Raw genomic sequence first — 22,586 nt, 5'->3', positions numbered from 1 at the left:
CTGCCAGGCCAACCGCCTCAGCTGGGGATGATCGCGTGCACCGTCCGGTGGGTGGCGGCGGTGCGGACGTCCCAGCCCGAGGTGAGCACCTCGACGATCGCCAGGCCGCGGCCACCGATGGACTCCGGGTGGGTGTCGCTGATCCGCTGCGGCTCGGTGTCCCCGCGACCGTCGGTGACCTCGACGTGGATCCCGGCCTTGTCGATCCACCAGGCCGCGCGGACCTCACCGGCCGGCAGCGGGGGTGCGTACCGGATCGCGTTCGACAGCAGCTCGGAGAGCACGAGCTGCGCGTCGTCGCAGGCGGCGTCGGTGACCCGGTAGCGCTTCAGGTAGGCGGCCAGACGGCGCCGGGCGTCCGCTACCGCGGACACTTCGTGCGGCAGTACGACGTCCACGACGCTCACGTCGGCGGGCAGGGTCGCAGAGGACAAGCAGGGTCTCCTCGATCATCGGAACAGCCACACGGGCTGCCACAGGAACTTCTGCCCACGATCCGGCTCCGGAAAACACCCGCAGGTATTCCGTTACACAAGGCCGCGAAGCGCGCGCCTAAACCACAAGAAACCGTAACGAAATCGACGGAATTGAACGTTGCAATAACCGCCTGCATTCGCCGGACTACGTATCCGCACCACGTGACACATGACACACAAAATCGCCGTAACGTGTCACAACACAGCCCGCCGAACACGAACGTCTACACGCTGCTGGCCGGGGCCCGGACCACGAACCCCACCGATGAGCCACCCCAGATCGAGTCGTGACGGTCAGGGGTTCCGGTCCTGACGGCGCGGCGGGTAGGTGACGGTCGGCACCGGTGGGCGGGGAGGCTCGGCCATCACCTTCAGCGCGACGTCCGGGCGGTCAGTGATCACCGCATCGACGCCGAGGTCCCGGCAGCGCCGGAGGTCCTCCTCGGCGTTCACCGTCCAGACGTGGACCTGGTGCCCGTGCTTGTGCGCGCGGTCGACGTACTCCGGATGCGCGGCGACGAGCTCCAGGCTAGGGCCGGCGAATGAAACGCCCGTTGGAAGCGAGCCGTCGCGGAAGCGCAGCGGGACGCGGTCTATCAACAGGACCGTACGCAGGCCGGGCGCCAGCACGCGCATCCGGCGCAGCGACAGCCAGGAGAAGCTCATCACCCGGGCCGGCGACTCCGTGCCCACCTTCGGGTGCGCCCAGCCGTAGCGGTCCAGCGCCTCGATCAGGCGGCGTTCGACGAGTCCGGCGTACCGGGTCGGGTGCTTGGTCTCGATCGCCAGCTCGACCGGCCGGCCGGCGTCCCGCACGGTCGCGAGCAGGGTGTCCAGGCGGAGCACCGTGCGTACGTCGATACCGGGCAGCTCGGCCTCGTCGTCGAGGTCGGCCCACGGGTTCTTCCAGGAGCCCCAGTCGTACGACTCGAGCTCCTCGAGGCTCAGCGTGGAGAGCACGCCCCGCCCGTTCGACGTCCGCTCGATCCGGCGGTCGTGGACGCAGACCAGGTGCCCGTCGGCGGTCAGCCGGACGTCACACTCCAGTCCGTGCGCCCCCACCTCGATCGCCCGCCGGTACGCCGCCAGCGTGTGCTCAGGATCCTCGGCGCTGGCGCCACGATGGGCGACCACGCGGGGGAGTTTCGCCATGAAAGAAACTGTTTCACACCATCAGGGAAGATTGCCGCCATGGACATGCGAGCAATCGTGCTGGACGGCCCGGTGCCGCCGGAAGAAATGGTGGTCCGGCAGGTCGCCGTACCCGAACCGCCGGCCGGCTGGGTGCGGATCAAGGTGGAGGCGTTCGGTCTGAACCGGTCGGAGTACCACCTCCGGGCCGGGCTGGCGACCAACGCGCGGTTCCCGGTCATCCCCGGGATCGAGGCGGCCGGGACCATCGACCTCGCGCCGGGCGGCGAGTTCGCACCGGGGCAGCAGGTGGTGGCGATGATGGGCGGGATGGGCCGCGAGTTCGACGGCGGGTACGCCGAGTACACCGTGGTCCCGGCAGCGTCGGTGATCCCGGTGACGACCGACCTCGACTGGGCCACGCTGGGCGCACTGCCGGAGATGCTGCAGACCGCTCACGGCTCGCTGCACACCAGCCTGGCGATCGAGCCGGGGCAGTCGTTGCTGATCCGCGGCGGTACGTCGTCCGTCGGGGTGGCGGCCGCCGTGCTGGCGAAGGAGCAGGGGCTGACGGTCTTCTCGACCACGCGGAATCCGCAGCGCCTGGAGGTTTTGCGCGAGCTCGGCGTGGATCATCCGGTGGTTGACGACGGCAACGTTGCGGCGCAGGTCCGGGCCATTCTTCCCGACGGCGTCACTGCGGCCCTGGAACTGGTCGGCACGAATGTTCTTCCGGACACCCTGAAAGCGACCGCGATCCACGGCACGGTGTGTTTCACCGGAATGCTCAGCGACCACTGGACGATCCCGGACTTCTACCCGATCGGCTACCTCCCGAACGGCGTCCGGCTGGCCGCGTACGGCGGCGAGAGCTCGGACCTCCCGGCGGCCGCGTTCCAGCGGTACGTCGACCTCGTGGCCGCCGGCAAGCTCCCGGTCCGGATCGACCGGGTCTTCAGCATGGACGAGATCGGGCTCGCGCACCGGATCATGCAGGACGGCCAGGCGGTCGGGAAGCTGGTCGTGCGAGTTGGGGGTCCCGCCACCTGACAGGACCCCCAACGGCTCAGGCGGTTGCCGGCACCGCGGTCCGGGTGCGCCCGGCCGGGCGCGCGAGGCCGTAGTGCTCGCGGAGCGTCGTACCGGCGTACTCCGTGCGGAAGAGTCCGCGCGCCTGCAGGATCGGGATCACCTCGTCCACGAACGTCCGCAGGCCGGACGGAAGCACCGGCGGCATGATGTTGAAGCCGTCGGCCGCGTCCGCCTCGAACCAAAGCTGGATCGCGTCCGCGACCTGCTCCGGCGTCCCCGTGAAGGTGCGGTGGCCGCGACCGCCGCCGAGGCGGCCGATCAGCTCGCGGACGGTCAGCTTCTCCCGCCGGGCGAGCGTGACGATCAGCGTGTACCGGCTCTTCGCGCCCTCGATCTCGTCCTCGTCGGGCAGCTCGGCCGGCAACTGCTGGTCGAAGGGCAGGTCCTCGGGCTTGACCCGGAGCGTCTTCGCCAGCTGCAGCCGCGCGTACTCAGGCCGGATCAACGCGTCTAGCTGATGGTCCAGCCGCTCCGCCTCCTCGACCGTCGAGCCGATCACGGGCACGATGCCGGGCAGGATCTTGATCGTCGACGGGTCCCGGCCGAGGGCCGCCGTACGGGCCTTGAGGTCGGCGTAGAACGCCTGGGCGTCCTCGAGCGTCTGCTGCGCGGTGAAGACCGCCTCGGCGTACCGTGCGGCCAGGCCCTTGCCGTCCTCGGACGAGCCGGCCTGGACGATCAGCGGATGACCCTGCGGCGACCGCGGCAGGTTGAGCGGGCCGCGGACCTGGAAGTGCCGGCCGACGTGGTCGATCGGTACGACGCGCTCGTTGACCGCCCAGACGCCGGAGGCCTTGTCCGCGATCGCGGCGTCGTCCTGCCACGAGTCCCACAGCTTGTATGCGACCTCGAGGAACTCCGCCGCCCGGTCGTACCGCTCCGCGTGCGCCGGCTGATCGGCCAGGTTGAAGTTCTTCGCCGCCTCCGGACCGGCCGTCGTGACGACGTTCCACCCGGCCCGCCCGCCACTCACGTGGTCGACGCTGGCGAATCTGCGCGCCAGGTTGAAGGGATCGTTGTAGGTCGTCGACGCTGTGGCGATCAGACCGATCTTCTGGGTGGCGGCCGCGATCGCCGTCAGCAGGACGGTCGGCTCCAACGACCCGGCGGGCCGTCGTCCGACGTCGCCGAACAGCACCGGCGAGTCCGCGAAGAAGACCGAGTCGAAGAGCCCGCGCTCCGCGATCCGGGCCAGCTCCTGGTAGTGCGCGACGGACGTGTTGGCGAACGGGTCGCTCTCCGGCAGCCGCCAGGACGCCTCGTGGTGCCCGGTGCTCATCAGGAACGCGTTCAAATGCAGCTGTCTGGTCACAGCGTGACTCCTAGGGCGTCGAGAAGCCGCGTTCGGATCGCGGCGAATCCTGGGTCGGCCGAGCTGCGCGGTGCCGCCAGCCCGACCACTTCTTCGGCGACGATCCGCCCGGCGTCGAGCACGATCACCCGGTCGGCCAGCACGATCGCCTCGTCGACGTCGTGCGTCACCAGCAGTACGGCGGGCCGGTGCGCGGCGCACAGCTTCCGCAGCAGCACGTGCATCTTCAGCCGGGTCAACGCGTCCAGCGCGCCGAACGGCTCGTCGGCCAGCAACAGCTCGGGCTCCCGGACCAGCGACCGCGCCAAGGCCACCCGCTGCTGCTCACCACCGGACAGCTCGTTCGGCCAGGCATTCTCCCGCCCGGCCAGCCCGACCTCGTCGAGGCTCTGCCGACCGCGCTCGTCGGCGCCGCTCAGCCCGAGGACGACGTTGTCCAGAACCTTTGCCCACGGCAATAACCGCGAATCCTGGAACACGACGGAGACGTTCGCCGGGACCGTCAGCTCACCGGATCCCGCGATGTCGTGGTCCAGGCCGGCGAGGGCCCGGAGCAGCGTGCTCTTGCCGGATCCGCTCCTCCCCAGCAGGGCAACGAACTCGCCTGGGGCGATGTCCAAGTCGAGGTGGTCCAGCACCGCGCGGTCGTCGTACCGGCGGACCAGGTCGCGGACCTGGACTGTCGAGGTCAGGAGAGTGTTCGGCGCCATGACAGGGCCCTCCTCTGGATCAGGCGGACGGCTCCGTCGGAGAGCAGGCCCAGGACGCCGTACACGACCAGGCCGACGATGATGATGTCGGTCTGTCCGTACGTGCGGGCCAGCTCCATCATGTAGCCGATGCCGCTGGTGGCGTTGATCTGCTCGACCACGACGAGCGACAGCCAAGCGCCGGTGACCGCGAACCGCAGTCCGAGCAGGAAGCCGGGCAGAGCGCCCGGGAGTACGACCCGCCGGATGAACTCCCAGCGCGACAGGCCGACCGTCTGCGCGAGTTCGACGTACCGGCTGTCGATCGTGCGCAGGCCGTTGTGGGTGTGCAGGTAGATCGGGACGAACACCCCGAGCAGGATCGTGACGACCTTCATCGACTCGCCGATGCCGAGCCAGAGGATCAGCAGCGGCAGGAGGGCGAGCGACGGGATCGCACGCTTGATCTGGATCGGTCCGTCCAGGACAGCCTCGCCGAGGCGGGACAGGCCGGAGATGAGGGCGAGGACGACGCCCAGCACGATGCCGACCGCCAGTCCGATCAGGGCGCGTTGGGCGGAGGTCCACAGGTTCGACTGGAGGCGGCCGTCGGCGATCAGGTCGGCGGCCGTGGTGACCACGGTCCAGGGCGCGGACAGCACTCGTTGGTCGATCCAACCGGTGGCCGACCCGATGCTCCAGATCACCAGCAGTAGTACCGGCCCGATCGCCGCGCCGAACCTGATCGGCTTCCCCGGCCCAAGTCTCCTGCGCCGGACAACGGGGGTGCTGGCCTCCCTGGTTCTGAGCCCAGGCAGGGCGGTGGCACTCATTTGGCCGCTCCCTTGATCGCGTCGGCCGCAACTGTCTGGAACCGAAGGTCGTAGAGGTCCTTGGCCTGGATCACCGGGTTCTTCGTCTCCTTGGCGAGCAGCTCGATCGTCTCCTGCTGCCGCTGGATCGCATCACTCCAGTCCGCCGGGATGTCGGCGTGGCCGGCGTTCTGGACCAGCCACTCACCGTCGGCCGGGCTGAGCCCCTGGTCCTTCACGTAGTAGCCGGCGATCCACTCCTTCGGATGCTTGTCGATCCAGTCCTGGGCCACGCCCCAGGCCGCTACGTACGCGCGGATCGCCGCCGCCTTGGCCGGGTTCTCCAGCGACTCGGTCGGCACGTAGAGGTGTCCGGCGTCGTCGCGGATCCCGTGCTCGATCGTGCTCCCGCCGTCCTTGCCGTACTTCGTGAGATACCGCTTGATCTGCACCCCACCGATCGGTGCGACGTCGACCTGCTTGCCGGCCAGCGCGTTCGAGTACACGTCTCCGGTGCTCGGGAGCTCGATCAGCTTCACGTCGTCCTTGGTCAGGCCGGCCTTCTTCAGGACCTTGAGCACCAGCGCACCCTGCGCCTGCCCGGGGCTGAACGCGATCTTCTTCCCGCGCAGATCGGCCAGCGTCTTCACCGAGACGCCTGGTGCGATCCCGAGCTCGTAGATCGGGTGGTTCAGTGGGTCCTGGCGGAACTTCGAGGCGACGATCTTCACGTGCAGCCCGGTCCAGGTGGCGTGGATCGGCGGGATCTCCGCGACCGACCCGAGGTCGAGCGCGTGCGCCCGGAACGCCTCGGTGGTCTGCGGTCCACCGCTCAGGTTCGCGAACTGGACGTACTTCGAGACCTTGCCGTACTGCCCGGACAACTTCAGCGCGACCTCGGTGGCCGGATCGCCGACGACGATCTTGGTCCCGTCAGGGACGGTCGTGGGCAGGGCGGCGTCGAGCGAGAGGTCAGCTTTGGCATCGGCCTTGGTGCTGCACCCGGCGACCAGGGTCAGTAGGGCGAGGACGGCGTACAGACGTTTCTTAGACATGGTGGGCCTTTGCGTAGTGGCCGTCGTGGTAGAGCAGCGGCTCGTGCTCACGGCGTTCGGTGTGGGTGGCCAGGCGGGCGACGACCAGGTAGTGGTCGCCGACGGCGAAGCGGTGCTCGACCTGCGCGCGCAGGTAGCTCGGTGCGTCGTCGAGCGCTGGTTCGCCGGTGGTGAGGCGGGACCAGCGGGTCGGCTCGGCGAACCGGTCGATGCCGCTGGTGGCGAAGCGGCCGGCAATCGCGTGCTGGTCCGCGGACAGGAAGTTGATCACCACGCTGGTCGCCGTACTGACGGACGGCCAGCTGGACGCGCTCGTGGCGATCGCGAACGACACCAGCGGTGGCAGCAGGCTGACCGAGACCAGCGAGGTCGCGGTGAAGCCCACCGGGCCGTGGCCGGCGTCGGCGGTGATCACCACCACGCCGGCGGCGTGGCGGCGGAAGACGGTGCGGTAGACGTCGGCGTCGACGGCACGCTCCTCGGACCGGTCGGGGACCAGTGCCAGGGCAGGACGGGGCAAGGCGGGAACGGACATGACTCTCCCTCGGGAAGGGGGAAGCAAGAGGTACGGCGGAAGCCGCCGGGGCAGGACGAGGTACGACGTCACCGACAGGTGGCGCTCGCCGTCCGCAACAGATCGATGACGCGACGGCGCGTGAGGAAGGTCGTCGTCATGTCAGCAATCTTCCCACCAATGTCTACTGACCTACTACACAATCTCGTCATCCGGGACAGACCCGGCCCGCACGCCCGGTCTGGGGTTGGGGTGGGGTGGGCTCACAGGGTTGGGGGGTTGATGCGTTCTACTTGCGTGATGGCTCAGAAGGTCGACCTGCCGCCGTTTCAGGCGTTGATCGACGCGCACTGGCGGGACGTGGCTCGGCTGGCGCGGGCGATGGCCGGACCGGTGGACGGTGACGACGTGGCGCAGCGCGCCTGGGAGAAGGCGTATGCGGCGTACCCGGCGCTGAAGTCGGCCAAGAACCTCCGCAGTTGGCTGCTGACCATCACGGCCCGGTGCGCGACCGACGTGCACCGGGCCCGCAAACCGCAGCGCCCGCTCGAGGACGCACCGCCGATCGCGGTCGACGGCCCGGAGACCACGGACTTTCCGGACCCCGACCTGTGGCAGGCGGTCAACGCCCTGCCGGAGCGGCAACGGTTCGCGATCACGCTCAAGTACGTCGGCGACCTGGACCACCACGGCGTGGCCGCCGCTCTGGAGACCACGCCCGCGGCATCGCGCCGGCTCGTCAGCGACGCGCTGGCGACCCTGCGCAGCAAACTCGGAGTAGATGATGACTGACCTCGAAAGCCGGCTCGCCCGGCTGACCACCCCGGAACTGAAACCACCCGTCCTGCCCGACGCCGACGTCGCCTACACCCTGCACGACACCCCGATCGGCACGATGCTGCTCGCGGTCGCGCACGGCCAGGTCGTCGCCAGCTCGTTCGGCGACGAGGAAACCATGACCACCCGGCTCGCCCGGGCCGTGTCCCCGCGGGTACTGCGGCAGGCCCGCCCGCTGGACGACGTACGGCGGCAACTGGACGAATACCTCGCCGGACGGCGTCGTGCGTTCGACCTGTCCGTCGATCTCGCCCTGGCGACGCCCTTCCAGCGGTTGGTGCTGGAAGACCTACCGACCCACACGAGCTACGGGAAGACACGCTCGTACGGCGAAGTGGCCGGCGACATCGAACGGCCGAAGGCGGCCCGCGCGGTCGGTACGGCGCTGGGCGCGAACCCGGTCTGCGTCGTCCTGCCCTGCCACCGGGTCATCGGCGCGAACGGCGCGCTCACCGGCTACGCGGGCGGGCTGGAAGCAAAACGTTTCCTGCTGAATCTGGAAGCAAAAAGCTGACTTTTCCTGCCCCGGCCGGAATGCATTTACACTCGGAATCAACGGAGCAGATCCCCAATGTGGAGTGGGGATCTGCTCCTTTGACAACTGTCCGGATTTTCTTTGGCGGATGTCAAGAATTAGCCGGTGCGTGGATCTCCAGGATCAGCCGGCGGCGCCCGCCCCACTCGCGTTTGTAGACCTTGAAGTCGTCGATTCCGGCCGCCGCGCACAGCCGGCTGTAGCTCTTCTCGTCGTGGATGAAGTGCACGCTGCTGCGGTCGTCGTCGTGCTCGGTGGTGACGATCCGGTGCTCGGGTCCCTGCCGCATCCCGTTGGCGATCTCGGCCGCGGTCGCCGGTCCCCAGACCGGGCCCTCGATGATCGCGATCCCGCCCGGCTTCAGCACCCGGGAGATCTCGCAGATGGTCGAGATCTGCTCGTCCTCGCCGAACAGCTCGTGGAACGCGGTCCACAGGCAGATCACCGCGTCGAACGCGTCCCACTTGTACGGCAGGTCGGTCATCGAGCCGATCGCCCAGTCGATCGTGAGGTCCTGCTCGGCGGCCAGGGCCTTACCGGCCGCGACCAGGTTCGGCGAGATGTCCAGGCCGCGGACGACCTTGCCGGCCTTGCGCAGCGGCAGCGCGATCCGGCCGTACCCGCAACACAGGTCGAGGACCGTCTCGCGGCCGTCGAGCAGTTCTTCGACGGCCTGGACGATCGCCGCGTCCCGCTCGGGCGTGGTCCGCGCGATCAGTCCGTCGACGCCGAGTTCGGCGTACTCGGCCCGGCTGCGCAGTGCGGAGTTCAGCATTGCCTCAGTATCTCGGTCACTCCGGGTCAGTTGTCCAGCAGGGAGCGTCCAAGCGTGAAGAACTCATGGACGTCGCCCACGCCGGCCAGCTCGGCCATCGGCCGCACGGCGCCGAAGGGCGCGTTCCAGAAGTCACCGGTGCGCTGCTCCGGCGGCCCGACGTACGCGTAGGGCTCGGGCAGGTAGTCGTCACCGGGTGAGACGCCGTAGTTGGCCGCACCGATCCTGATCCCGACGTCGAAGTGCTCGGGCCACAGGATCGGCGTCTGCTGCGGGTCGAGCGCCCGGAGCGCGGCGTCGCCGCGGGTAAAGGCCTCGGCGAGCAGGCGGGCGGCCGCCGGGTCTACCTCGAGCCGCTCGTCCGGTGAGATCCCGGGTCCACCGGAGTACACGTCATCGAGCGGGCTGGCCTCGACGCCGGCCGCGGCGGCCAGCTCGGCGTAGCTACCGGTGAGCGGGAGCGAGCCACCCGGCGTGACCAGCTGGTCGGCGTCGACGCGCAGTACCGGCGAGGCGACCGTTGCGAAGCCTCCGGGTACGACGCGGAGCTTGATCCCGCCGCCCTGGCGGTACTGCGGTCCGGCGAGGACCAGCTCGGCGACGCCGTGCAGGGAGCGCCGGCTCGTGGTGAGTGAACGTTCGTCCATGCGGTCAAGCTTCCCCCATCCGGCGGGATTGCCGGATTACGGTCGGCGAACGTCCGGGCCAGGACGGGCCGGATGCTGCAACTCTTGGATCCTGCTTGTGCGGACGGAGAGGGGACAAGGGGTATGGCGCCGAACTGGCATCGGGTCGACGAGGTCGACGTACCGGCGGACGGGCGGGTCCGTAGCGTCGTGGTGGACGGCCGGAGCATCGCACTGAGTCGCTGTGGGGCGCGGCTGGGTGCGCTCGAGAACCATTGCCCGCACCAGGGCGGTCCGCTGGGTGAGGGCTCGATCGAGAAGGGCTTGCTGCGCTGCCCGTGGCACGGGTACGACTACGACCCGATCACCGGGCTGCCGCCGGAGGGGTTCTCCGACGGCGTGCCGTCGTACCCGGTCGACGAACGGCCGGACGGCGTGTACGTGCAGCTGCCCGAGATGCCCGCGCCGGTACGGACGGTCGCCGACCTGATGGTCGAGACGCTGGTTGCCCACGGCATCAGTCATGTGTTCGGCATGGTTGGTCACTCCAACCTTGGCTTCGCCGAGGCGATGCGGCGCGCGGAGGAGCGCGGCGAGCTGACGTACGTCGGGATCCGGCACGAGGGCGCGGCCGCTTTCGCCGCGAGCGCCTACGGCAAGCTGACCGGGCGCCCGGCGGCCTGTTTCGCGATCGCCGGCCCGGGATCGACCAACCTGCTCACCGGCCTGTACGACGCCCGGCTGGACGGCTCGCCGGTCCTCGCGATCTCCGGGCAGGTGCCCTCAAAGGTCCTCGGCCGCGGCGCGTTCCAGGACCTCGATCTGACCGCGGTCTTCAAGGATGTCGCGGTCTCGACCACCACTGTCACCGCGGGCAGCGACCACGCCGAGCTCGCGGCCCTGGCGGTCAAGCACGCGGTCGACGGCCGCGGTGTCGCCCACCTCGTGCTGCCCGACGAGGTGCAGACGATTCCCTCGGCGGCCAAGGCGAAGAACCCGACCGGTCGGTTGTCGCGGCGGTGCATCCGGCCGGACGACGACACCGTGTCCCGGGCCGCGGCCATGATCCGTGACGCCCGCAGGCCGGTGCTGATCGTCGGGCACGGTGCCCGCGGCGCAGAACCACAGGTCCTCGAGCTCGCCGAGCGGCTGAACGCTCCGGTGCTCACGACCTTCAAGGCCAAGGGCCTGGTCCCGGACACGCATCCACTGGGCGCAGGGGTGCTCGGTCGCAGCGGTACGCCGGTGGCGAGCTGGCTGATGAACGAGGCGGACCTCCTGGTCGTGGTCGGCGCCTCGTTCGCGAACCACACCGGCATCGCCAACTACAAGCCGATCGTGCAGATCGACGACGACCATCGGGCGATCGGGCGCTTCGACCCGGTGGCGGTGGACGTCCTCGGCGACGCAGCGTTGACGCTGACCGCGGTGACCGCGCTGCTGGCGGCGACCAAGGCCGAGGACCAGCGGCCGGACGTTGCCGAGCGGTGGGCCATCTGGCGCGCCGAGAAGGCCCGCCGGGTCGCCGATGACCGCGGTCGAGGCGTCTCCGCAGCCGCGGTCTTTGCCGCGCTGTCCGAACATCTGCCGGCCGACGCCGTCGTGGCCGTTGACGTCGGCAACCATGCCTACTCGCTCGGCCGGTACCTGGAGTCGAAGGGGCAGCCGGTGCTGATGTCCGGCTACCTCGGGTCCATCGGCTTCGGCTACCCGGCCGCACTCGGGGCCTGGGCCGCCGCGCCCGGCCGGCCGATCGTCGCGGTCACCGGCGACGGCGGGTTCGGCCAGTACTCGGCTGAGCTCACCACCGCGGTGAAGTACGGCATCCCGATCAAGCACGTGCTGCTGGACAACCACTCACTCGGCAAGATCAGCAAGGAGCAGCTGGCCGCCGACTACCCGGTCTGGCACACGTCGCTCCACAACCCCGACTGGGCGGCGTACGCCGAGCTGTGCGGCGCGACCGGCCTCCGGGTGACCGACCGCTCCGCCCTCGACGCCGCCATGACCGAACTGTTCGCCGCTACCGGCCCGGCCCTGCTCTGCATCGAGCAGGACCCAGAACTGCTCTGAGGAGACACACCATGCCCGAGTACGACGACCTTCGCGCGCTGTTCCTGAACTGCACGCTGAAACGGTCACCAGAGGTCAGCAACACCGAGGGCCTGATCGAAGTGAGCCGCAACATCATGGCCAAGCAGGGCGTCCAGGTCGACGTGGTCCGCGCGATCGACCACGACATCGCGACCGGTGTCTGGCCGGACATGACCGAGCACGGCTGGGCCACCGACGCCTGGCCGGCCATCCAGGAGCAGGTGATGGCCGCCGACATCCTGGTGATCGCCGGGCCGATCTGGCTGGGCGACAACAGCTCGGTCACCAAACGGGTGATCGAACGCCTCTACGGCAACTCCTCGATCCTCAACGAGCACGGGCAGTACGCGTACTACGGCCGCGTCGGCGGCTGCCTGATCACCGGCAACGAGGACGGCGTGAAGCACTGCGCGATGAACGTCCTCTACTCGCTGCAGCACCTCGGGTACACGGTCCCGCCGCAGGCCGACGCCGGCTGGATCGGCGCGGCCGGCCCGGGTCCGTCGTACCTGGACCAGGGATCGGGCGGTCCGGAGAACGACTTCACCAACCGGAACACGACCTTCATGACCTGGAACCTGCTGCACCTCGCCCGGATGCTCAAGGACGCCGGCGGTGTCCCGGCGCACGGCAACCAACGCTCCGAGTGGGACGCGGGCTGCCGCTTCGACTTCGAGAACCCCGAATACCGCTGAGGATCGGGAGGGGGAGATGCCGGACGTTGGGTTCACCAACCTGTTCGCGGTTGCCCTGATCGCGTTGCTGGCCCCGCTGCTGCTGGGGCTGGCTCCGCGGCTCCGGGTGCCCGCGGTGGTGCTGGAGATCGTGGCCGGCATCGTGGTTGGGCCGCACGGCCTCGGCCTGGTGGACGTGGACCTGGCGGTGCAGATCGTCGCGCTGCTGGGCCTGGCGTTCCTGCTCTTCCTGGCCGGGCTGGAGATCGACGTTCACCAGCTCCGCGGCCAGGTGCTGCGGCTCGCCGTCCTGGGCTACCTGGTGACTCTGGTGCTGGGCGGAGCGGCCGGGGCAGCGTTCTCGGCCGTCGGCTGGGTGCACAGCGCGCTGCTGGTCGCCGTCACGCTCTCCGCTACTTCACTGGGACTGGTCGTTCCGGTGCTCAAGGACGCGGGCCAAGTGGACGGGTCGGTAGGCCAGTTCACCATCGCGGCAGCGTCGGTAGCCGACTTCGCGGCGGTCCTGCTGCTCTCCCTGGTCTTCTCGACCGAGGGCGGTAGCGCGGGCGAGCGACTGATCATGGTCGGTCTCTTCGCGGTATTGGTCGTGGTGACCGGGGTCGTCGTGGCCACGGCCGGACGATCGCGCCGGATCGGCCTGGTGCTGCTGCGGCTCCAGGACACCACCGCCGAGATCCGGGTGCGCGCCGCGGTGCTGCTGCTCGTCGCTTTCGTGGCGTTGGCCGCGCAGTTCGGCCTGGAGACCATCCTCGGCGCCTTCCTGGCCGGGGCGGTCGTCGGACTGGTCGACCGCAGCGACGACTCGCATCCGCGCTTCCGGATCAAGCTGGAGGCGCTCGGCTACGGCTTCCTGATCCCGGTGTTCTTCGTCACGAGTGGCCTGCGGCTGGACCTGGGTGGATTGTTCGCCGACACCGCCGCTTTGCTGCGGGTACCGCTGTTCCTGGTCGCATTGCTGGTCGTTCGCGGCGTACCGGCGTACCTCTCAGTGCGCACGCTCGGCGTACGGTCGTCGACGGCGGCCGGACTGCTGCAGGCCACGTCGCTGCCGTTCATCGTGACCGCGACCCAGATCGGCGTGGCCACCGGCCTGATGAGCCCGGTGACCGCCGCCGCGCTGGTCTGCGCCGGGCTGCTGTCCGTCCTGCTGTTTCCGGCTGCCGCGCTCGCCTTGCTCAGGCGGCCGGACGACGCGGCCCGATCCGCCCCAGAAGCACCGCGGCCAGCATCGAAATGACGATCGAGGTGTACGTCGCACCGAGCCAGCCGGGCACCGGTTGGTGGTCGAAGAGGGCCTGCTGGATCTTCGTCCAGAACGGGGACCAGCCGGCGACGGTACCGGGGTTCACCAGCTGGTAGGCGATGAAGCCGATCAGCCACGCAAGCGTCGGCTGCCAGCGGAACTTCGCCGTACCGGACACGTCCCACTGCATCTTGCTGACCACGAAGAAGTCCGCGATCGCGACCGCGAACAACGGGACGAAGACCGAGCCGATCAGGTACAGGAACTGCGTGTAGTTGCCGAGGTCGACCAGCAGTGCGATGCCGGTGGCGATGATGCCGATGGCCACCGAGATCCAGCGCCGGTCGACGTGACCGATCAGGTTGTGGGCCGCCATCGTGGTCGAGTAGACGTTGGCGTACGCCTCGTCGACCTCGTCCACCAGCAGTACGAGCAGCGCGATCGCGCCGGCCGGCAGGGTGACCAGTGCGGTGATCACGTCCTCGCTGTTGGTCTGCAACGTCGCGACGGCGACCACACCGAGGGCGTAGTACCCGATGGCGGCCAGGCCGTAGCCGAGCGCGGAGCCGGCGAAGGCTGCCTTGTTGGTGCGCGAGTGGCGGGTGTAGTCGGCGGCCAGCGGTGCGAACGAGACCACCCCGGCGGCGGCCAGGTCCACCGCGGGCCAGAAGCCGAACACGCTGTCCTGCGGGAGGTCGTGCACGGGTTTGCCGAGCACCTGGACGAACAGGTAGACGGAGGCGGCCAGCACGAGCCAGACCATGAACTTCCGCAGTACCTTCACGCTGCCGAGCGGCCGGACCGCCATCGTGGTGGCGATGAGCCCGGCCAGCACCACGAACAGCCAGCGCCAGCGCTCGCTCGTCACGGCGACCGCGGCCTGCGAGATCACGATGATCTCCATCGTCGCCCAGCCGACGTTCTGCGCGATGTTGAGCACGGTCGGCACCGTCGAGCCGCCGCGACCGAACATGCCGCGGAGACTCGCCATCGCCGGTGCGCCGGTGTGGGAGCCGAAGACGGCCGCGCCGCCGAGCACCAGCGCACCGATGCCGCAGCCGACGACGACCGCGAGCAGGCCCTGCCAGAGCGAGCCGGTGTACGCCGCGACGAGCGCGCCGGTCACCGGTCCGAACAGCGAGATGCCGAAGTTGCCCCAGAGCGTGAACTGGTCGAGGAAGCCAAGGGTCCGCGGGGCGTCCGTGGTCAGGACGAGCGGCGCCTCGGTGCTGCCGGCAGGACGAACAGCGGTATCGGTCATCAGTGACCCCAATCCCTACGCCGGCATTACCCGGTCAGGTTCAGGCGGTCGGCGACCCAGCTGTCGCCCTCTCAGCCCGCGCATCCTCGGTGCGAGCTCCCGCAAAGGTTGTGCAGTCAATATAACTGCTGTCGCCCGCTAGGGGAGACTGGCTGCTCGTTCTATGAGCGCCGCGACCTCGGGGCCGTTGGTGGCGATCGGTACGTGCGAACCCGTCTCGAGCGTGCGGGCCTCGCCGTGGCTGAGCGTGGCCAGGCGCTCGACCCACTCCGCGGTCGACATCAGGTCATGCTTGCCGCGGATGATGACAACCGGCTGCCGCACCCGGGAGATGACCTCGGCGAGGTCGTGCTGCCGCGAAGCCTCACCCGCTCGGGCCATCGCGGGGAGGCCGGTGCGGGCGTACTGCGGGGTGACGCTGCGGATCAGCTTCGGTACGTCCGGGATCGCGGAGCCGACCAGGCGGACGGCGCGATCCACCCAGCTCGACATGGTGGCGTCACCGGCCGGTGCGACCAGGACGAGCGCGTGGACGAGCTCGGGATACCGGACGGCGGTCTCGACGATGATCTGGCAGCTGGCCGAGTGGCCGACCAGGACGGACTTCTCCCGGACCTTGTCGGCCAGCGCGACGGCGAGCGCCTTCGGGTGCAGGTCCTCGCGCGAACCGGCCGGTTCGCCGTACCCGGGGAGGGTGACCACGTGGTACGGCGTGATCAGGTGCTCGACCGTCCTGGCGTACGACTCGGGGCCGAGGCCCAGACCCGGCACCAGGATTACGGGTGCGCTCACTCCCAGGGCGCTTTGGTCGGCGGCCCCTGGACGACCGGGTTCGGTACGTCGGGCTTGAGCTCGCGGTACCCGAGGAAGAGGCCGGCGGCGAGGATCAGCAGCCCGATCCCACCCCAGCCGTACGCCGTCGGCAACCGGTGGATCGAGCCGTCGATCCCGCCGAGGCCGGTGGAGAGCACCATGATGATCCAGACCAGGATCGGGATCACCGACACGGCGACGAGCAGGATCCCGCCGAGTTCAACGGGGTCGGGTTGGCGGCCCGCCTTGCGCCGGGCGAGGATGTCGCGTCCCCACATCACCAGCGCGGCCGCGCCTACTACCACGAGCAGCAGCTGTCCGATGGTGTCGATCACGTCGGTCCGCAGCGGATGGTTGAGCGGCGAGCCGGGCGCTTGAGAGATCTCCCTCAGCGAGACTCGCTGGACGGTTGCTACCAGCAGGCCGTAGAAGCCGGCAACCACTGCGGCCAGCACTACTACCCTCGCGGCTCTAGGGTCGCGGGGAGCTGTCTGCTCGCGTCCGTAGGTCGGCAGCTCATGCTGCTGCGGGTGGGCCGGGGCGCCGTAGGGCGTCCCTTGGCGATAGACCGGGGGCTGGACGTAGGCCTGGCCCGGGCCCATCGGGCCTGGCCCTAACTGGCTTGGACCGAGCGCGTGCCCTGGTCCTACTGGCTGGCCTGGTTGCATCGGCTGACCATGTTGTATCGGCTGGCCTGCGGGCGGCGGGCTTGCGGGTGCCTGGGCCGGCGCTGGTGGCTGGCCTGAGACTGTCCAGCCCTGGCTGGAACACTGCCCGGGAGGGGTGCCGTAGGGCTGGGGCGGGGCGTACGGGAACTGCTCGTCGGGCGGATGCGGCCCCGAGTACGTACCACCGCCGTACGGTGCCGGCGGAGCGTAGTGATGGTCCTCAGTGGGCTCTGCTGCCCGTTCGGGCTCGTCGCGGCCGTACGTCGGGAAGTCCTGTGATGACATCGCGTCCTCCTCCCGTCGTACCCCAGTTTCTCAGGTCGCCTTGATCGTCGGCCAGGCATTCGGCAGGCAGCCGGCCAGCCCCTTCGTCTGCTGCATCATCACCGGTGCCGGGGTCTTCACCCGCGTACACGTCGAGTGCCCATGCCCAAGCGCGTGCCCGACCTCGTGGTTGACGAGGTAGCTGCGGTAGAGCTCGACCTGCCCGTGGTACGCCGGAATCGCGTACATCCACCGCTTGGCGTTCAGCACGACCCGGTTCTCGACCCGGCACGACACCTCACCACCAGTGTCGAGCGGCAGACACAGCTTGTCCGTCAACGTCGGCGTCGCCAAAATAATCCGGAGCTGCGCGTCGGCCCGATCCGTCCGCTCGAACCTGACCGGATGCACCGCCTGCCACCCACGCGGATCCGTCAACGTCTTGTGAATAGCCGCCGCCACCGCGGCCCCGTTCACCGACAACCCCTGCTCGATCTCCACCCGATAAGTCAGCTTCCCCCGCACCCCCGTGGCTTTGTTGCTCCCCGCCACCACAGCCAACTTCCCCGAAGAAACACTGAAATTAGGCCTAGCCGCCTTCGGCCCCCGAGCCAAGGTAGGAGCCGGCCGCAACGGAGTAGTAAACCGCTGCGTAGGCGCAGCCACAGTCGCAGGCCCCGGCGTCACGACCGGCGTAGGTGTCCCGACCGGCGCGCTGGACACCCGCGCACTCGGCACACCAGCCCCCGCCTCAGCCGCCAAACTGACCCGACGCGCCACCTCAGGGTGAGCCACTACCCCAGTCCCCACCACAGCCAACGCAGTGACCGCAACCCACTGCCCTCGGTAGGACTTCCGCCGCCCGTGCCGAGACCTCACACGCCGCCGCCTACCCATACCAAGACCCTATCGACTCCACCGACCCCACGAAAGGCCCCTCCCACCAACGATCCGTTGGCCACCACATACATCCACCACCGAAGCGCCGACTCCACCAGCACAGAGGCCAAGCAAGACCTTTACGGATTACCTGGCTCAGGGACCATCAACGCGAATGAGCTTCGCTTCTGCAGGACGGAGGTCTACGCTCCACACTTGTTCTGACCGGCCGCCGGAAGCGGTTCGGCAAGCGGAGCGGTGGCGATCAGGGAGCAATGTGGCGGCTGACGGGGGCGCATGGTCGGATGACGCTTTCATGCGCGCGCTGAGCAGCGCCGATCGTGGACCCGTGCACGAGTCAGCCCAGGTCATATTGAGGACAGCTCTGACCGGCGCGAAACCTGTTCTCGCAGCAACAACCAGCGGCCAAAACTATTGGATGAAGTGGCCTGGTAATCCCCACGGAAAGCTCTCGATGGTGCACGAAGTCGTCATCGGACGCCTGGGTACCCGCATTGGCGCGCCGGTGCGACCCGTCGCACTCATTGATGTCGATGCGGCTCTCGTCAGCGACCAGTACATCGATGGCTCGCGGCTACCGGCAGGTGTGTACGTCGGGTCTGAAGTACTGCGTGACGTTGAGGAACACACGAGGATCACTCGCGTCGGCCGAGACGGCAACGCGGCTCGGTTCGCCTTCTACCTCGCGCTCTGGGATCTCTGTCTCGGCAGTGACCTACAGCTCCTTTATCACCTCGCGGAGCACCACCAGGTCTGGTCGATCGACCATGGTCTGTGGTTCGACAGTCTCGAGGGCGACTGGACACCTGAGCACCTGGCGGGACGCGCCAACGAGCCATGGCCTTGGCCGCCGGACATCGACGTGCGGGCACTCGAGGCGCAGGCACTTCGGAGCGCGGCGGACGCGGTTGACGATCTGTCGTGTGCTGATCTGGCCGAGGTGATGAGGCACGTGCCGCTACAGTGGGGAGTTGCAGACGACGCCCTCCGCACGCTGGCCAAGTTCGTCCACGGACGTCGAGGTCTGGTAGCGCAGAGGTTGCGGGAAGCGGTTGGAGATCGCCCGTGAAAGGGGGCCACGTGCGCTACGACTACTGGGTCATCCGTTACGTGCCAGACCCGATTCGCGGTGAGTTCGTCAACATTGCCGTTATTGCCGGACGAGGCGAGGACTGGCGGTTCCGTCGGGTCGGGAATCTCGGGAGGGCGTCACGCCTCGGCGGGTCTGCAGTCATGACAGATTCGTTCATGAAGCGGATCGAAGACGCGATCAACCTCCGCCTCGATGCCGTCCAATCGTTGCTGCCGTCGGATCCGTCGCTGTTGGGCAAGGGCGACATCGAAGATCTCCGGGTTCGGATGAACAACATCGTTCAGCTGTCAGAGGCGCGGCCAGTGTTGGCGAGCTCAGCTGAAGAGGCGGCAAACCTGGCCTTCGAACTCATGATCGTGGACACGGACTCGGCAGTGAACCACCGCTCCAGAACCAAGGTGGTGAACACGCTGCGCAGTGCTTTCGAGCTGCGCCCGGACCTTGCACACCATGTGGCCAAGGCACAGCGTGCATACGTCGGCTCGCAAGGCACCAGCATCGACTTCGCAGTCAAGAACCAGCGCGTGTACCAGATGTCACAGGTATGGGCGTTCGACGTGAAGGACACCCTGCGACTCCAGACGAACATCCAAGCCTGGAACTACTTGCTCGGTCTGCTCCGGACCGACGGCGGTCGCCTCGCGGCAAAGGATGACCGGTCGGGCGTAGAGATTCCTTCCTCCGTCTCCATCAACGCCGTATTCACTCCTCCGGATACCACCGCTGGAGAGGAACAGTTCGAGATCGCGAGGGATGGATGGACACGCCTCGGCGTCGAGATCGTCCCGTCGTCACGGTCGGAGTCCATCGTTGACGAAGCCGAACGATTGATTCACGCGAGCTAGGACCACTTACCGGGAGTACGGCGCGGAGTCCGCCGGCCCGGTGCACTCACCGCGAGCGTCAGCGAGCAACTCCGCGGCGGCAGCCGCGAACAAGCGAGCACCAGCTCGCACCCCAGCGAGCGCAGCGAGCGAGCTCCCGGCGCCAGCCGGATGCACCGGGGCACTCGCCCCCGAACTAACAGGGTGGGTGGGGCGGCGCGTAGTGCGGCGACGAAGGAGCCGTGCGTAGCACCGCGATGGGACTACCAGCAGCAGCCGTAACAGCAGTACGACGAGTAGGCGCCGGGCCGGGGTGGTCGCCCGCGAGCGGTAGCGAGCAACCCGCGGCGGCAGCCGCGAACAAGCCAGCAGAAGCTGGCAGCAGGCCGGCGCTAGCCCGGCAGTAGGCCGGCGCTAAGCCGGAGGGTGGGTGGGAGCGCGCGTAGTGGCCGCGTAGGAGGAGCGGAGCGACGACGGAGTGGCTGCGTAGCGTGCGTGGGTCGGCTTGTCAGGCGGTTCTTGTGCGGAGGAATTTGCCGAAGTGGGGGACCGTGAAGGCGACGGTGCCGCGTTCGGCGGAGAAGACTAGGCCTTTTTTGATGAGGCCGTCCCGGGCCGGTGAGAGGGACTGGGGTTTGCGGTTGAGGGTGTTGGCTACCTCGGCCGTTGGCACGGCCCCGTCGTCGACGCCGATGCCTAGCTCGGCCATAGCCCGCATGTATTCGCGTTCGGCAGGCGTCGCCCGCTCGTACCGCGAGCCGAAGAAGCCGACCGTGAGTTCCGCGGAGGCTTCAGGGCCTGCGACAGCCACATCCTTGATGGTGATCGGGGAGGTCGGCGCGTGGTCCCACGTCGAGTGTGCGAAGGCTTGAACGAAGTACGGGTAGCCGTCGGTCTGGGCGTACAGCTCGTCCAGCGCCTCCTCGTCGTACGAGACGCCCTCGCTTTCGGCCGGGATCATCAGCGCGCGGTCGCAGGCCTCGCGGGCCAGGCGGTCGACGCGGACGTAGCGGAACAGTCGCTCGGAGTACGACTTCGACGCCGACAACACGGCCGGCAGATGAGGCAACCCAGCGCCTACGACGACCAATGGCGCCGACTGCTGCGAGATCTCATGGCACGCCGCACACAAAGCCGACAGATCGTCCGGACTGATGTCCTGCATCTCGTCGATGAACAGCCCCACCCCGACCGACAGGTCCCCGGCCAGATCGGCAGCGTCGGCGAAGAGCTCGATCAGGTCCATCTCGAGGTCACCGGAGTCGGCACGACCCTTGGCAGCGGCCACGTCGACCGGCGGATGCCACCGGATCCCCTTCCGGTCCGAGGCCGCCGTACGCAGAGCAAAAGCCTTCAGTACGGCGCTGAACTGATCGACCCGCTCATCGTCGCGATGCCGATGCCCCAGCTCGCGCATCGCCGTGTGCAGCGCCTGCGCGATCGGCAGCCGGATGCTCTGGTCCGGCCGGGCCTCGATCTTCCCCGTACCCCAGGCTCGCTTGATCGCCTGCGACCGCAGCGTGTTCAGCAGCACGGTCTTACCCACCCCGCGGAGCCCACTGAGCACGAGACTGCGCTCCGGCCTGCCTGCTGCGACTCGCTCGAGTACTACCTCGAACTGTCGTACCTCGGTGTCGCGTCCGGCCAGCTCAGGCGGCCGCTGACCGGCGCCGGGCGCGTAGGGATTCCGGATCGGATCCATGCTGTCACTGTATGAGCCCGTCTAGCGTTTTCCGTAGATTGACCATCAACGGCCAGAGCGTGTCGCGACAGGTCTCTACAACTCTCTAGCGAAAACACTAGAAACCGATAGACACCCCCAGCGACCCCGGGAGCACTATCGTTCCCGCATGGTGGAGTGGGCGCCGCAGGCGGGGGCGTTGTACGAGCGGGTGCACCAGCAGTACGTCGGCGGTGCGCGCAAGCTCGAGTCGCTGATCAACGAGCTGATCGGTGAAGAGGAAGGCATCAACTACCTCAGCGCGACCGCGCGGGCCAAGGACCCGGAGTCGTTCCTGACGAAGGCGGCCAAGCCGCACCCGGACGACCCGTCGAGACCGAAGTACGACGACCCGCTGAACCAGATCACCGACCTGGTGGCGGCGCGCGTCATCACGTTCCTGGTCGAGGCCGTGGACCGGGTGTGCGAGGTGATCGAGGCCGAGTTCGACATCGTCGAGCACACCGACATGGGCGCGCATACCAGAGCCCAGGGGGTGTTCGGCTACGCCAGCAAGCACTACCTGGTCCGGCTGAACGCACACCGCCGCGAGCTACCGGAGTACGCCGTCCTGAAGAACCTGGTGATGGAGATCCAGGTCCGTACGGCGGTCCAGCACGCGTGGGCCGAGTTCGAGCACGACATCCGGTACAAGCTGGACATCCCGCCGGATCGGAAGCCGGAGTTCGACCGGCGGTTCCTGCTGGCGGCCGCGCTGATGGAGCTTGCCGACAACGAGTTCACCGAGATCGACCGCCTGTACCGCGAGCTCGCCGCGGCGTCGCCGGACAAGACACCGCGCGACCTGACGACCGCCACGTTGACCAACTACCTGACCCGCCGCTACCCGGACGCCCCGCACGCCAAGACGACCCACTACGCCTGGATCCTGGGCATCCTGGCCCGGCTGGGCGTCACCACCGAGGAGCAGCTCACCGAGCTCCTCACCGGCATCGACAGCGAAGCAGTGCAGGCGGCCATGACCCACCGAGCCCCGGCCGGCACGGTACGCCGCCTCGACGACGACCTGCTCGCAGCAAAGGGACAGGCCTACCTGGACCTCTTCCCCACCGAAGAGCGCCGCCAGAAGATCCTCAAGGGCCGCTACAAGGCCCTGACCCGAGCCAGCCTCATCCAGCAGCCGTGACCCTCATCCA

23 protein-coding genes and 1 riboswitch are annotated in these 22,586 nt (G+C 68.6%); of the genes, 9 read left to right on the top strand and 14 right to left on the bottom strand.

Going from position 1 to position 22,586, the window contains the following annotated elements; genetic code table 11:
- Window positions 1–17: 17 nt before the first annotated feature.
- Window positions 18–434, bottom strand: a complete 417-nt coding sequence (locus AB0E69_RS12255; protein ID WP_360143207.1) for an ATP-binding protein — start codon at window positions 432–434, stop codon at window positions 18–20.
- A 336-nt stretch (window positions 435–770) separates the two neighbouring features.
- Entirely contained in the window at window positions 771–1,628 is an 858-nt protein-coding gene (locus AB0E69_RS12250; protein ID WP_360143205.1) for a glycerophosphodiester phosphodiesterase family protein, read from the bottom strand.
- A 39-nt stretch (window positions 1,629–1,667) separates the two neighbouring features.
- Here AB0E69_RS12250 and AB0E69_RS12245 point away from each other — a divergent pair, with 39 nt between their 5' ends.
- Window positions 1,668–2,657: a zinc-binding alcohol dehydrogenase family protein gene (locus AB0E69_RS12245; RefSeq protein WP_360143203.1), complete on the top strand. Its 990-nt coding sequence runs from the start codon at window positions 1,668–1,670 to the stop codon at window positions 2,655–2,657.
- A 16-nt stretch (window positions 2,658–2,673) separates the two neighbouring features.
- On the opposite strand, the gene AB0E69_RS12240 is transcribed toward AB0E69_RS12245, so the two are convergent.
- The 5 genes from AB0E69_RS12240 to AB0E69_RS12220 are packed head-to-tail and all read right to left on the bottom strand — an operon-like array spanning window position 2,674 to window position 7,102.
- On the bottom strand, window positions 2,674–4,011 hold the full coding sequence (locus AB0E69_RS12240; protein WP_360143201.1) for an LLM class flavin-dependent oxidoreductase: 1,338 nt from the start codon (window positions 4,009–4,011) through the stop codon (window positions 2,674–2,676).
- Complete coding sequence (locus AB0E69_RS12235; protein ID WP_360143199.1) at window positions 4,008–4,721, bottom strand: ABC transporter ATP-binding protein; 714 nt, start codon at window positions 4,719–4,721, stop codon at window positions 4,008–4,010. Before AB0E69_RS12235 ends, AB0E69_RS12240 begins: the two co-directional genes overlap by 4 nt.
- Complete coding sequence (locus AB0E69_RS12230) at window positions 4,700–5,533, bottom strand: ABC transporter permease (RefSeq protein WP_360143197.1); 834 nt, start codon at window positions 5,531–5,533, stop codon at window positions 4,700–4,702. Before AB0E69_RS12230 ends, AB0E69_RS12235 begins: the two co-directional genes overlap by 22 nt.
- Entirely contained in the window at window positions 5,530–6,567 is a 1,038-nt protein-coding gene (locus tag AB0E69_RS12225) for an ABC transporter substrate-binding protein (protein ID WP_360143195.1), read from the bottom strand. The genes AB0E69_RS12230 and AB0E69_RS12225 overlap by 4 nt, the downstream gene beginning before the upstream one ends.
- Window positions 6,560–7,102 carry a flavin reductase family protein gene (locus AB0E69_RS12220; protein WP_360143193.1) on the bottom strand — a complete coding sequence of 181 codons (543 nt, stop codon included), beginning with the start codon at window positions 7,100–7,102 and terminating at the stop codon, window positions 6,560–6,562. The genes AB0E69_RS12225 and AB0E69_RS12220 overlap by 8 nt, the downstream gene beginning before the upstream one ends.
- Window positions 7,103–7,381: 279 nt before the next feature.
- On the opposite strand from AB0E69_RS12220, the gene AB0E69_RS12215 reads away from it, so the two are divergent.
- Complete coding sequence (locus AB0E69_RS12215; protein WP_360143191.1) at window positions 7,382–7,873, top strand: sigma-70 family RNA polymerase sigma factor; 492 nt, start codon at window positions 7,382–7,384, stop codon at window positions 7,871–7,873.
- Entirely contained in the window at window positions 7,866–8,432 is a 567-nt protein-coding gene (locus tag AB0E69_RS12210) for a methylated-DNA--[protein]-cysteine S-methyltransferase (RefSeq protein ID WP_360143189.1), read from the top strand. Before AB0E69_RS12215 ends, AB0E69_RS12210 begins: the two co-directional genes overlap by 8 nt.
- Window positions 8,433–8,544: 112 nt before the next feature.
- Here the strand turns inward: AB0E69_RS12210 and AB0E69_RS12205 are convergent, their stop codons facing one another.
- Together AB0E69_RS12205 and AB0E69_RS12200 are read right to left on the bottom strand one after the other, a co-directional pair.
- Window positions 8,545–9,228: a class I SAM-dependent methyltransferase gene (locus AB0E69_RS12205; RefSeq protein ID WP_360143187.1), complete on the bottom strand. Its 684-nt coding sequence runs from the start codon at window positions 9,226–9,228 to the stop codon at window positions 8,545–8,547.
- Window positions 9,229–9,254: 26 nt separating this feature from the next.
- Window positions 9,255–9,875, bottom strand: a complete 621-nt coding sequence (locus AB0E69_RS12200; protein WP_360143185.1) for a hypothetical protein — start codon at window positions 9,873–9,875, stop codon at window positions 9,255–9,257.
- A 123-nt stretch (window positions 9,876–9,998) separates the two neighbouring features.
- On the opposite strand from AB0E69_RS12200, the gene AB0E69_RS12195 reads away from it, so the two are divergent.
- From AB0E69_RS12195 to AB0E69_RS12185, 3 genes are read left to right on the top strand one after another with little or no spacing between them, the layout of a single operon-like run.
- Window positions 9,999–11,927: a thiamine pyrophosphate-binding protein gene (locus AB0E69_RS12195; protein WP_360143183.1), complete on the top strand. Its 1,929-nt coding sequence runs from the start codon at window positions 9,999–10,001 to the stop codon at window positions 11,925–11,927.
- An 11-nt stretch (window positions 11,928–11,938) separates the two neighbouring features.
- Window positions 11,939–12,643, top strand: a complete 705-nt coding sequence (locus AB0E69_RS12190; protein WP_360143181.1) for a flavodoxin family protein — start codon at window positions 11,939–11,941, stop codon at window positions 12,641–12,643.
- 16 nt (window positions 12,644–12,659) lie between these two features.
- Window positions 12,660–13,880: a cation:proton antiporter gene (locus AB0E69_RS12185; protein WP_360143179.1), complete on the top strand. Its 1,221-nt coding sequence runs from the start codon at window positions 12,660–12,662 to the stop codon at window positions 13,878–13,880.
- On the opposite strand, the gene AB0E69_RS12180 is transcribed toward AB0E69_RS12185, so the two are convergent.
- From AB0E69_RS12180 to AB0E69_RS12165, 4 genes are all read right to left on the bottom strand, one after another.
- Window positions 13,819–15,147 carry a cytosine permease gene (locus tag AB0E69_RS12180; RefSeq protein WP_360143177.1) on the bottom strand — a complete coding sequence of 443 codons (1,329 nt, stop codon included), beginning with the start codon at window positions 15,145–15,147 and terminating at the stop codon, window positions 13,819–13,821. The two genes, AB0E69_RS12185 and AB0E69_RS12180, sit on opposite strands and share 62 nt — an antisense overlap.
- A riboswitch (TPP riboswitch) is annotated at window positions 15,143–15,260 on the bottom strand. (Overlaps the previous gene by 5 nt.)
- Window positions 15,261–15,285: 25 nt before the next feature.
- On the bottom strand, window positions 15,286–15,939 hold the full coding sequence (locus tag AB0E69_RS12175; protein WP_360143175.1) for an alpha/beta hydrolase: 654 nt from the start codon (window positions 15,937–15,939) through the stop codon (window positions 15,286–15,288).
- Window positions 15,936–16,562, bottom strand: a complete 627-nt coding sequence (locus tag AB0E69_RS12170) for a hypothetical protein (RefSeq protein WP_360143173.1) — start codon at window positions 16,560–16,562, stop codon at window positions 15,936–15,938. Before AB0E69_RS12170 ends, AB0E69_RS12175 begins: the two co-directional genes overlap by 4 nt.
- A gap of 381 nt (window positions 16,563–16,943) precedes the next feature.
- Complete coding sequence (locus AB0E69_RS12165) at window positions 16,944–17,789, bottom strand: DUF3152 domain-containing protein (RefSeq protein WP_360143171.1); 846 nt, start codon at window positions 17,787–17,789, stop codon at window positions 16,944–16,946.
- 259 nt (window positions 17,790–18,048) lie between these two features.
- Here AB0E69_RS12165 and AB0E69_RS12160 point away from each other — a divergent pair, with 259 nt between their 5' ends.
- Window positions 18,049–18,861 carry a HipA family kinase gene (locus AB0E69_RS12160; RefSeq protein ID WP_360143169.1) on the top strand — a complete coding sequence of 271 codons (813 nt, stop codon included), beginning with the start codon at window positions 18,049–18,051 and terminating at the stop codon, window positions 18,859–18,861.
- A gap of 11 nt (window positions 18,862–18,872) precedes the next feature.
- Complete coding sequence (locus AB0E69_RS12155; protein WP_360143167.1) at window positions 18,873–19,730, top strand: DUF3037 domain-containing protein; 858 nt, start codon at window positions 18,873–18,875, stop codon at window positions 19,728–19,730.
- Window positions 19,731–20,217: 487 nt separating this feature from the next.
- On the opposite strand, the gene AB0E69_RS12150 is transcribed toward AB0E69_RS12155, so the two are convergent.
- Window positions 20,218–21,411, bottom strand: coding sequence for an ATP-binding protein (locus AB0E69_RS12150; protein ID WP_360143165.1), 1,194 nt, complete (start codon window positions 21,409–21,411; stop codon window positions 20,218–20,220).
- Between the two features lie 148 nt (window positions 21,412–21,559).
- On the opposite strand from AB0E69_RS12150, the gene AB0E69_RS12145 reads away from it, so the two are divergent.
- On the top strand, window positions 21,560–22,576 hold the full coding sequence (locus tag AB0E69_RS12145; RefSeq protein ID WP_360143163.1) for a (p)ppGpp synthetase: 1,017 nt from the start codon (window positions 21,560–21,562) through the stop codon (window positions 22,574–22,576).
- Window positions 22,577–22,586 lie beyond the last annotated feature (10 nt).

It is taken from the genome of Kribbella sp. NPDC026611 (assembly GCF_040638345.1).
Classification (GTDB): Bacteria; Actinomycetota; Actinomycetes; order Propionibacteriales; family Kribbellaceae; genus Kribbella.
This window is presented reverse-complemented; position numbering and strand designations above follow the sequence as displayed.